Origin of the sequence: Nocardia higoensis (genome assembly GCF_015477835.1) — a bacterium.
Taxonomy (GTDB): Bacteria; Actinomycetota; Actinomycetes; order Mycobacteriales; family Mycobacteriaceae; genus Nocardia; species Nocardia higoensis_A.
This window is the reverse complement of the sequence record NZ_JADLQN010000002.1, coordinates 475,839-488,446: the sequence shown is the minus strand read 5'-3', so window position 1 is coordinate 488,446 and position 12,608 is coordinate 475,839. Positions and strand designations below refer to the sequence as shown.

1 pseudogene is annotated in these 12,608 nt (G+C 69.2%); it reads right to left on the bottom strand.

Annotated features, from left to right (window positions below):
- Positions 1 to 115: 115 nt before the first annotated feature.
- Positions 116 to 12,541 (bottom strand): annotated as a pseudogene (locus IU449_RS16300) (amino acid adenylation domain-containing protein); the annotation flags it as partial.
- Positions 12,542 to 12,608 lie beyond the last annotated feature (67 nt).

The window sequence follows — 12,608 nt, the reverse complement described above, 5'->3', positions numbered from 1 at the left end:
AGGTCTCGGACGGCGCACGGCGTGACGAACCGGGCGGCAACGCGACGGCAACCGCATCGTCCCGGTGCGCCCCGTGGCCGGGCGCGGGGCTCGAGCCCCGCGCCCGAGCCGGATATCAGGAGCGGAGTGATCCGGCCTGCCGCGCCCGGTGCACCTCGTCGAGCACACGACCGATCTCTCCGAGCCCGGTCTCGGTCGTCATCCGCCAATGCGAGGTCGGCACCGGATGGACGCGGATCGTTCCCTCGATCGCCCCTCGCCAGGTGTCGGCCCCCGTGCGACCGGCCGGGTCGTCCTCGGCAGCTGCGAAATACACCAGGTCGCCGACGAACGGAAGCGGCCGGTACCGCGCGGTCACCGCCGCCGAATGCACCGCCCCCTCGAGCACCCGGCCGATGCGCTGGGCGCCGAAGGAGGCGAACGGCTCCGGCAACCGCGCCAGCCGCTCGGCGATCTCGGCGGGGCCGACCTCCGCGGCCGCATCGATGTCGCCGAGAGCGAGTTGCGCCGCGTCGCCGAGCAGGCCGCCGAGCAGCTCGGCCACCGGCGCGGGGCCGGACTCGATCGCGGACTCCTCGATCTCCACGCGCAGGTAACTGTCCATCATCGCCAGCAGCTCGACCCGTTCGCCCTCGGTCTGCAACTGCACCGCGATGGCATGGGCCAGGACGCCGCCCAGCGACCAGCCGAGCAGGTGGTAGGGCCCTTCCGGCTGCACCGCACGGATCTCCTCGAGATACCGCACGGCCCATTTCTCGGCGGTCTCCGGCAGCGTCTCGTCGGAACCGAGCGCCGGCGACTGCAGCCCGTAGATCGGGCGGTCGCGGTCCACGTGCGCCGAGAGCCCGGCGAAGGACCACGCGATGCCGCCGAAGGGGTGGATGCAGAACAGCGGTGCACCGGTACCGGCGCGCAGCGGCAACAGCACGTCATAGGCCGATTCCGTCGAATCCGCCGCATCCGGTTCGGCCAACCGCGCGGCCAGCGCCGCGACAGTGGACGCTTCGAACAGCAGCCGCACCGGCATACCGGTGTCCAGCGCGGTGCCGAGCCGGGCGGCGACCCTGATGGCGATCAGCGAGTTGCCACCCAGTTCGAAGAAGTCGTCGTCGGCTCCCACCCGTGGCAGATCGAGCGCCTCGGCGAAGACCTCCGCCACGGCCTCCTCGATCGGGCCCGCGGGCGCGCGGTACTCCCGCGCTCGGAATTCCGGAACGGGCAGCGCCTTGCGATCCAGCTTGCCGGAGGTGTTGAGCGGGAACTCGTCGAGCGTCACCACCGTCGAGGGCACCATGTAGGCAGGCAGCCTGCGACGCAGGGCGTTCTTGACGTCCTCGACGTCGAGTCCGGCCGCACCTGCGCCTGCGCCTGCGACCACGTAGGCGACCAGGTGTTCGCCCGTGGACGTGCTGATCACCTGTACCGCGGCCTGCTCGATGTCGCGATGCTCGAGCAGCGCGGCCTCGATCTCCTCGAGTTCGATGCGCTGGCCGTGGAACTTCACCTGGAAGTCGGTGCGGCCGAGGAACTCCAGCACCCCGTCCTCGAGCGGTCCCGCCCCGCTGTCCGCGTTGCCCTTCCAGCGCGCCAGATCCCCGGTCCGGTAGAGCCGCTCGCCGGGCTCGCCGAACGGATCGGCGACGAACCGTTGCGCCGTCAGATCCGGACGCGCGTGATAGCCGCGCGCGATCTGCACACCGCCCAGATACAGCTCGCCCGCCACACCAGGGGCCACCGGGTGCAAGCTCTCGTCCAGGACATGGACCCGCGAATTCCACACCGGGCGGCCGATGGGCACCGAGATCTCATCATCGGCCACCGGCCACCCCGTCGCGTTCACCGTGACCTCGGTAGGACCGTAGACGTTGACCAGCGCCGCCGAGGTCACGCTGCGCAGCAGACCGACGACGTGTGGCGTCAACGCCTCGCCGCCGGAGAAGATACTGCGCAGCGAAGCGCATTCCGCCTCGGAGGCAGTCGTGGCGAACACTGCCAGCAGCGTCGGCACGAACGACGTGAGCGTGACCCGATGCCGGTGGATCGTCTCGGCCAGATACCGTGCGTCGCGGTGCGCCTGCGGCTCGGTGAGGATCATGCGCGCGCCCATGATCAGCGGCGCGAACAGCTCCCACAGCGAGGCGTCGAACGTGAACGGCGTCTTGTGCATCACCACATCGGTCTCGTTCATACCGACGGCGTCGATGCGCCAAGCCAACTGGTTGACCATCGATGCATGGGCGATCGCGACGCCCTTCGGCCTGCCGGTGGAACCGGAGGTGTAGAGCACGTAGGCGATGTGCTCCGGACGCAGCGGCCCCCGGCGCTCGGCGGGTTGGATCGGCGAGTCGTCGTAGGCACCGAGGTCGGCGGTGTCGACCTGGACAACCGGGCACAGCGAGGTCCCGATGTCGTCGCGAGTGGTGGTCAGCAGCACCGCGGGCGCAGCATTGTCCAGCACGTACTCGGTGCGCTCGGCGGGGTGGTCCGGGTCGACGGGAACGTAGGCGCCACCCGCGGCCAGCGCCGCGTACACCGCCACCAGCATGTCGACCGACCGGCGCATGCCGACCGCCACCCGAACGTCCGGACCGACGCCCAGTTCGATCAATCTGCGCGCCAGCCGATTCACCCGCGCCGAGAACTGCGCGTAGGTCAATTCCGCGAACTGCCCGGTGCCCGATTCTCCCTGATCGGCGACCACAGCCGTCCGGTCGGCATACCTGCGCACGCTCTCGGCGAACAGATCCGGCACCAGGCCCACCCACGGGATCTCGTGGGTGGTGCGGTTCCATCCGCACAGCACGACCTCGCGTTCCGCGGGATCGAGGATCTCGATGTCGCGCACGGCAGTACCCGGCTCCGTGACCAGCACGCGCAGCACCTGCTCGAAGCGACGCACGAGGCTCTCGATGGTCGCGTGGTCGAACAGGCTGGTGCGGTAGGCGACCATGCAGGCGATGCCTTCCGGCGTGCCGGCGGAGTCGTAGCCGTCGGCGAGCGTCACCTGCAGGTCGTATTCGATGCTCTCGGAGTCGAATTCGATACCGGAGACCGACAGGCCGGGCAGTTCCAGGCGCGGCTTCGCCAGGTTCTGCAGCGCGAACATCACCTGGAACAGCGGATGCCGGGACTGTGAGCGAGCCGGATTCACGGCCTCCACGACACGTTCGAAGGGGATGTCGGCGTTGGCGAAGGCCGCCAGATCGGATTCCTGCTGCGCGGAGAGGAATTCGGAGAAGGAGCGAGCGGGATCCACCCGGCTGCGGAGCACCAGGGTGTTGACGAACATGCCGACCACATCGTCGAGCGCCTCCTCACCGCGACCGGCTACCGGCGTACCTACGGTGAGGTCGTCGGTGCCCGACAGCTTGCTCAACAGCACCGCGAGCGCACTGTGCAGCACCATGAACAGTGTCGTGCGCTCGGCACGCGCGAACTCGGTGAGATCGCGGTGGAGGTCGGCGTCGAGGTGGGCGGTCACCCGCCGCGCGCGGGTGTCGCGCGCGGCAGGCCGCGGCCGGTCGAAGGGCAGCGGCAGGGCATCGGGCAGACCGGCCAGCTCGGTGCGCCAGTAGTCGAGCTGCCGAGCGGCCTCCGAGTCCGGGTCGGCCTCGTCACCGAGAACCCGGTGCTGCCACAGGCTGAAATCGGCGTACTGGACCGGCAGCGGGGTCCATCCGGGCACCGCGCCTGCGACGCGGGCGGCGTAGGCGACGACGAGATCGCGGGTCACCGGGGCCATCGACCAGCCGTCCGCACTGATGTGGTGTACGACGAGCACCAACACGTGCTGCGAGGGATCCCCGTCGACGCGCAGCAGCGTGATCCGCAAGGGGACTTCGCTGGTCAGGTCGAACGGGGTCGCCATCTCGCGTGCGATCCGGGGGCGCAACTCCGCGCTGGGGACCGGCTCGGCGGCCAGGTCGGGCACGACCCGATCAGCCGTGACGATCACCTGGTGAGCGATTCCGTCCCGCGCCGGATAGTAGGTGCGCAGCGCCTCGTGCCGCGTCACCACGTCGGTCATCGCCTCGCGCAGCGCGGGCACCGACAACTCGCCGGACAAGGCGATGGCGGCGGGGATGGTGTACACCGCCACCCCCGTGTCGATGCGGCTCGCCAACCACATGCGCTGCTGGGCGAGCGAGAGTGGAATGTGGTCCGGCCGCGGCCCGGCGACCAGCGGCGGTCGCCTGCGCCCGCCCGCGCCCTTGCCTTCCGATTCCACGCGCGCAGCGAGCGCCGCGACCGTGCCCGTCTCGAACAGCCACCTGACCGGCACCTCGGTACCGGTCGCCGCCGACAGTCGGGCGGCCACCTGGGCCGCGATCAGCGAGTTGCCGCCGAGGGCGAAGAAGTCGTCGTCCGCACCGACCCGTTCCACGCCGAGTACAGCGGCGAACACGCCCGCGACGATCTCCTCCATCGGTGTCGAGGGCGCACGGAACTCGCGCGCCTGGAACACCGGGGCCGGCAACGCCTTGCGATCGAGCTTGCCGTTGGCGTTGAGCGGCAGCGCGTCGAGCACGACGAAAACGGAGGGCACCATGTACGACGGCACCCGCTCGGCCAGATGCGCCTTGACCGACTCGATCTCCACCTCGCCCACAGCCGGTTCCGGCACCACATAGCCGACGAGTTGATCGCCGATCTGGTCATCGGTGTGCACGGTGGCCACCGCCTGACGGACGGCATCGTGGGTCAGCAGCGCGGCCTCGATCTCGCCCAGCTCGATGCGCAGACCACGAAGCTTGACCTGGAAGTCCGTGCGGCCCAGGTACTCCATGTGTCCATCGGCATTCCAGCGCACCAGGTCACCGGTGCGATACAGCCGCTCCCCCGGCACGAACGGACTGGCGACATACCGGGCGGCGGTGAGATCGGGCCGCCCGAAATACCCGCGCGAGAGCTGGATACCACCGTGGTACAGCTCGCCCGCGACACCGACCGGCACCGGATGAAGCCGATCGTCGAGCACGTAGGCACCCACATTCGAGGTCGGCATGCCGATCGGCACGATGCCCGTGGCGTCCTCGGGAACCCGCGCGGTCATGGTGGCCACGGCAGCCTCGGTCGGACCGTAGAGATTGTCCAGCCTCGCCCGCGAGACCCGGCGCGCCGCCACCGCCGTGTCGGCCGAGAGAGCTTCGCCACCGAGCCAGATCACCCGCAGGGACGCCAACGCGCCGCCTTCCAGCGAGGTACCGGTATCGGTGTCGAGGATGGCACGCAGCATGGACGGGACGAACGGGATCACGGTGACCCGTTCGGCGGCGATCACCTCGGCCAGGTAGCGCGGATCGCGATGCCCGTCGCGGCCGGCGACCACCAGCCGACCACCGACGATGAAGGGCACGAACACATCCCACACCGACATGTCGAAGGTGATGGTCGTCTTGAACAGCGAGATGTCGGCCGCGCCGATGCTGTAGTCGGCGATGAACCAGCGCACATGGTTGGCCACCGCGCGATGCGGCACCGCGACACCCTTGGGCCGCCCGGTCGAGCCGGAAGTGAACAGGATGTAGGCGGTGTTCGCCGGACGCAACGGCGCGATGCGTTCCGCGTCGGTGACCGGCTCGTCACGGTAACCGGACAGATCCAGCTCATCGATCCGGATCACCGGCACGCGATCGGCGCGGAAATCCGCGGCCGCGTGGGTGAGCACACAAGCCGGCTCGGACAGCTCCAGCACGTAGGCGGTGCGGTCCTCGGGATGGTCCGGATCGACCGGCACATAGGCGCCACCCGCCCGCAATACAGCGTGGACAGCTACCAGCAGGTCGACACTGCGATGCAGCGCGACCACCACACGGGACTCCGGGCCCACCCCCCGCTCGATGAGGTATCGCGCCAGCCGGTGAACCCGCGCATCCCACTCCGCGTAGCTGATCTCGGTCCGCTCGTCGGTGAGCGCGCCGTCCACGATCGCCACCGCGCGCGGATCGACGCGCGAGCCGAACGCGGAGAGCGACACCAGAGTGGCCGCGGCGTCGAGCGGGTAGTCGGCGGTGTTCCGGACGGTGAGCGGGTAGTCGGCAGTGTTCCGGACGGCGATCGGGTGGTCGGTGGCGTTGCGGGCAGCGAGCACCTCGGCGCGTTCGGCCTCGGTGAGCCATTCGACGTCACCGACCGCAACGGCGGGCTCGACGGCCAGCGCGGCCAGCAACCGTTCGAACCGGCGGGCCAGCGTCTGGATCGTCGACTCGTCGAACAAACTGACCGGGAACAGGATCCGACCCCCGATACCGATCGGCTCACCATGCTCGTCGTAACCGTCGCCGAGCATCAACTGCAAGTCGTACTCGGTCTGCTCGGCATCGAACTCCATCGCCGAAACCGACAACCCCGGCAGCTCCAACCCGGCCCGAGCCTGATTCTGGAAAGCCAACATGATCTGGAAAACCGGATGCCTGGCAGTCGAGCGCACTGGATCGAGCACCTCCACCAAGTGCTCGAACGGCACATCAGCATGCGCGAAAGCAGCCAGATCGATCTCACGCTGACGGCCCAACAACTCACCGAACGACTGGGCTGGATCTACTCGAGTACGCAACACCAGCGTATTGACGAACATACCGATCAAGTCATCGAGCGCCGCCTCACCACGACCCGCGATCGGCGAGCCGATCGCTATGTCATCCGAACGCGACCAGCGCGCCAACAACACCGCCAGCGCCGTGTGCACCGCCATGAACAACGTCGCATTGTGCTCCCGGGCCACAGCCAGCAGCGCACGATGAGTGGCCGCGTCGATATTCAACGCCACTGAGCGGGCCACCGTTTCCTGCAACGCCGGACGCGGACGATCGAAGGGCAGATCGAGCGCATCCGGCAGCCCTGCCAGCGCAGTACGCCAATAGCCGAGCTGACGCGCGGCCACCGACTGCGGATCGCTCTCCTCACCGAGCAGCTCGCGCTGCCACAGACTGTAATCGGCGTACTGCACCGGCAGCGGCTGCCACCCGGGCGGACTACCCGCCACGCGCGCGGCATAGGCGATCATCAGATCACGGGTGAACGGCGCCATCGACCAACCGTCAGCGCTGATGTGATGGACCACCAGAACCAGCACATACTCGGACGGCTCCTCGGCGACCCGCAGCAACTCCACGCGCACCGGCACCTCGGCGGTCACATCGAACCCGGTCGTCACCACGCGCACGATCCGCTCGAGCACCTCGCTCGCGGGCACCACCCGCGCAGGCAGTTCCGGCCGCACCCGGTCCACGGGCAGCACCACCTGGTACGCGACACCATCGTGGGCCGGGTACACGGTGCGCAGGACCTCGTGACGGGCCAGCACGTCACCGAACGCCTCGCGCAGCGCCGACACCGACAGCTCGCCCGACAGCCGCACCGCGGCGGGGATGTTGTAGACGGCCGACCCACCATCGATGCTGTGCAGCAACCACATTCGCTGCTGGGCGGGCGACAGCGGGATGCGCTCCGGCCGCGATCGCGCCACCAGCCGCGGACGTCTGCCGGTACCGGACAGCGCCTCCACCGCGACCGCGAGTGCCGCGACGGTGGGTGCCTCGAACAGCAGCCGCACCGGCACCACGGCGTCCAGCGCCGCACCGAGCCGAGCCACGACCTGGGTGGCGATCAGCGAGTTGCCGCCCAGGGCGAAGAAGTCGTCGTCGACACCGACCCGTGTCACACCGAGCACATCGGCGAACACGCCCGCGACGATCTCCTCGATCGGCGTCGACGGCGGACGGAACTCTCTGCTGGCGAACACCGGTTCGGGCAGCGCCTTGCGATCCAGCTTGCCCGAAGCATTCAGCGGGAACGCGTCCAGCACCACGATCGCCGCCGGAACCATGTACGGCGGCAACGATTCCGAGATCGCGGCCCGCAACGCCGACTGATCGGCCACCTGCCCCGGACGCGGCACCACATAGGCCACCAGCTGATCGCCCAGCACCGAGGACACCACCAGCGTCACCGCCTGGTTGATCTCCGGCTGGGCCAGCAGCGCGGTATCGATCTCGCCCAGCTCGATCCGGAATCCGCGGAACTTCACCTGGAAGTCGGTACGGCCGATGTACTCCAGCCGCGGCTGCCCGGCCACGCCGGAACGCCACCGCACCAGGTCACCGGTGCGATACATCCGCGCACCCGGCACGAACGGATTCGCCACGAACCGGTCGGCGGACAGATCCGCACGCGCGACATAACCGCGCGCCAGCTGCTCACCGGCCAGATACAACTCACCGGCCACACCGTCGGGCACCGGCCGCAGACGCGAATCCAACACGTAGACAGCGACATTCCACTGCGGCAGACCGATCGGCACAGTCCGCTCGTCGTCTCCACGCGCGGGCCAATAGGTCACCGACACCGCGGTTTCGGTCGGGCCGTACAGGTTGTGCAGCCTCGCATCCGAGACCCGGTACCAGGCGGCGACCGTCTCCGGCGGCAACGCCTCACCGATGACGAACACATCGCGCAGCGTGGGCACCGAACCCGGCGCGGTGTGGGCGGCGAAGACGGTCAGCATGGACGGCACGAAATCGGTGACCGTGACCTGTTGTGCGGCTACGGTTTCCGCGAGGTAGGCCGGGTCGCGCAGACCGTCGTGGGTGGCCACCACCAGCTTCGCACCCGTGCGCAGCGGCATGAAGTAGCCCCACAGCGACAGATCGAAGGTCGTCGCGGTCTTGTGCAGATACCCATCCCCCGGACCCATCGGATACTCCGAGAGCATCCACGCGATCTGATTGTCGATCGCACCGTGCGAAACCGTCACCCCCTTCGGACGGCCGGTCGAACCCGACGTGAAGATGACATACGCCGGGTTGTCGCGGCGCACCGGACGCCGCAGCTCCCCCGCCTGGACCGGCGCGGTCGAGTAGCCGCTCAGGTCGACCCCATCCAACAGCACCACATCGGTGCCCGCCGGGACCGGCACCGCGTCGGCAGTCGTCGACAACACGCACGCCGGCCGCGCGGTATCCAGGACATGCGCGATGCGCTCGGCTGGGTGATCCGGGTCCAACGGCACATACGCGCCACCGGCCGTCACGATCGCGTACATGCCCACGACCAGATCCAGCGACCGCCGGACCGCCAGGCCCACCAGCGATTCCGGGCCGACGCCCCGGGCGATCAGCAATCGGGCCAACCGGTTGACCCGCTCGTCGAACTCCCGATACGTCAGCTCCGCACCCTCGTAGACGACAGCCACCGCATCGGCGTGCTCGACCACCGCGCGCCGGTAGCCGTCGAGCAGCAACGCGGGCTCCAGCGGATGAGCGGTGTCGTTGCGACCGGACACCAGCTCCCGCCGCTCGTCCCGATCCAGCAACGCCAGATCACCCACCGCAGTGCCCGGAGCCGCGACCACCGCGTCGAGCAGACGAACGAACCGCCGCGCGAACACCTCCACCGTCGGCCGCTCGAACAGATCACTCGCATAGGTGAACACACCCGCGACACCCGTCGGCACACCATGCTCGTCGTAGGTATCGGTCAGGATCAGATGCAGATCGAACTGCGAGACCTGGGTATCGAAGTCCACCCCCGACACCGTCAAGCCGGGCAGCTCCAACGAGGCCTTGGCCTGATTCTGGAACGACAGACCCACCTGGAACAACGGGTGCCGCGCCTGCGAACGCGCCGGATTGAGCACCTCCACCAGCCGCTCGAACGGCACATCCGCGTGCGCGAACGCCTGGATGTCGACCTCGCGCTGACGCGCCAACAGCGACTCGAACGACTCACTCGCATCGATACGGCTGCGGAACACCAGCGTGTTGACGAACATGCCGATCAGGTCTTCCAGCGCCGCCTCGCCACGACCGGCGATGGGCGTGCCGATGGCCAGATCCTGCGCACCCGACAGGCGCGAGAGCAGCACCGCGAACGCGGTGTGCACGACCATGAACAAGGTCGCGCCCCGGCCGCGCCCCAGATCCGTCAACGCCCGATGGGTCGCGGCGTCGATACGGACGTCGACCACGTCACCGGCGAAGGACTGGGTCGTCGGCCGAGGACGATCGGCGGGCAGGTCCAACTGCTCGGGCAGATCGGCCAGCGCGGTCCGCCAGTAGGCGAGCTGACCGGCTGCCACCGAGGCCGGGTCGTCCTCGCTGCCCAGCACGCGACGCTGCCAGATGCTGTAGTCGGCGTACTGCACGGGAAGCGGCGCCCACATCGGCGCATGCCCGGCCACGCGCGCGACGTAGGCGGTCATCAGATCTCTGGTCAGCGGTACGCCGGAGGAACCGTCACCGGCGATGTGATGCACCGCGATCGCGAGCACGTGCTCGATGTCCGCACCGGCCTGGGTCGCGCCGACCCGGAACAGCACCGCCCGCAGCGGCACTTCCGCGGTCACGTCGAATCCGCCCGTGAGGTGCTCGCCGATGGCCGAGCGCACGTGCTCCGGCGCGATCTCGCGCACCGCCAGCCGCGGCACCGACTCTCCCGGCGGCAAGATCACCTGCACCGGCCCGTCGGTGGTTTCCGGATACACGGTGCGCAGCACCTCGTGGCGGGCGATCAGGTCATCGAAGGCCGCGGTGAGTGCGGCCACATCCAGTGCGCCGGTCAACCGGATGGCGATCGGAATGCTGTAGGCCGATGAGCCGGGGTCGAAACGGTTGAGGAACCACATCCGCTGCTGTGCCGGTGACAGGGGGATGCGCTCGGGCCGGGGCACCGCGCGCAACTCTTCGAGCCCGCCGCCGGTGTTCCCGCCCGACAGTTCGGCCAATCGCTCGGCCAGCTTCGCCACCGAGGAGTTCTCGAATATCGACCGGGCGGGCACCTTGGTCTCCAGCGCCGCACCGAGTCGGGCCGCGGCCTGGGTGGCGATCAGCGAATTGCCGCCCAGCTCGAAGAAGTCGTCGGCCGCGCCGACCGGCGAGCCGTCACCGACGAGTTCACCGAAGACCCTCGCCACCATCTCCTCGTACCTGCCCGAAGGAGCGCGAAACACCGTGGTGCGCAAAACCGGAGCGGGCAGCGCGCGGCGGTCCAGCTTGCCGACCGGGGTCAGCGGGATCTCGTCGAGCACCGTGATGGAGGTCGGCACCATGTGCGCGGGCAGATGCCGCTCGGCCAGGGCGACGAGTTCGGTGGTGAGTTCCGCCGCGTCGACCGCCACGCCGGCAGCGGCGTGAACGTAGGCGGCGAGAATCGTGCTGCCGTTGTCGAGTGCGTGGCCCACGGTGACGGCGAAATCGACCTTCTCGTGCCCGGCCAGCACGGCATCGATCTCGCCGAGCTCGATCCGGAAACCGCGAATCTTCACCTGGAAGTCGTTGCGCCCCAGATACTCCAGGTCACCGGCCGAGGTGCGGCGTACCAGATCACCGGTGCGGTACATGCGGGCGCCGTCGGCGGCGAACGGATCGGCGACGAACCGCTGCGCGCTCAGCCCCGGCCGGTTTCCGTAGCCGCGAGCCAGTTGCGCGCCCGCGAGGTACAGCTCGCCCGTCACACCGGTGGGCACCCGATGCAGCCGTGAGTCGAGCACGTAGGCTGCCATATCGCGGATCGGCGCGCCGATGGTCACCAGTTCGCCGGGCACCAGCGGATCGCTGATATTGGTCATGATGGTGGTTTCGGTGGGCCCGTACCCGTTGTAGAACTCGCGGGTCGAACCGTCCGCGAGCGGAATCGCCCAACGGCGCACCAGCTCCGGCGGGCAGGCCTCGCCGCCGACGACCACGACGCGCAGCGCGTCCAGACCCTCGGGGTCGATCGAGGCCAGCGCGGCCGGGGTGATGAAGGCGTGGGTGACCGCGTTGCGCCGCAGCAGCGCCGCCAGCTCGGCGCCGCCGTACACGGTCGGAGCGGCCACGACCATCGTCGCCGCACCACCGATCGCCAACAGCAATTCGAGCACGGAGGCATCGAACGACGGTGAGGCGAAGTGCAGGGTCCGCGAGGATTCGGTCACCCGGTAGCGCGTGCGCTGCTCCTCGCAGAAGCTCGCCAGTCCGGCCTGGGTGACCACGACGCCCTTGGGCATGCCGGTCGAGCCGGAGGTGTAGATGACGTAGGCGGGATGTTCGGCGCGCAGACGCCGTACCCGGTCGGCGTCGATGATCGGCTCGGCGGACTGCGCGGCGAGCAGGGCGCTGGTGGCGGGGTCGTCCAGCACCAGCCATTCGATGTCATCGGGCAGATCCGCGCGTACGTCCGCGACGGTGATACCGACCGCGGCGCCCGAGTCGGAGAGCATGTGCGCGACGCGATCCCGGGGATAGTTCGGGTCGACGGGCACGAAACCGGCTCCGGTCCTGGCCACCGCCCAACACGCCGTCACCGATTCGATCGACCGCGGGATACCCAGCGCGACAAGATTTTCCGGCCCGATGCCACGGGCGATGAGCACGCGGGCGAGGCGGGTCGAGCGCTCGTCCATTTCACGATAGGTCGCTTCGGCCGGCACTCCATCGGCAGCCACCCCGAGCACGGCGACGCCGGAGGGAGTGGCCTCCACCGCCCGGGCGAGCAATTGCGGCAGGGTCACCACCCGCGGCCGACGGGGGCGGGGCCGGGGCCGGGGCTCGCGGACGGAACGGGTCATCGACGCACCCCCGCGCCGCTCTCACGCCACGAAGTTGCCACACCTGGGCCGAGCCGATCGA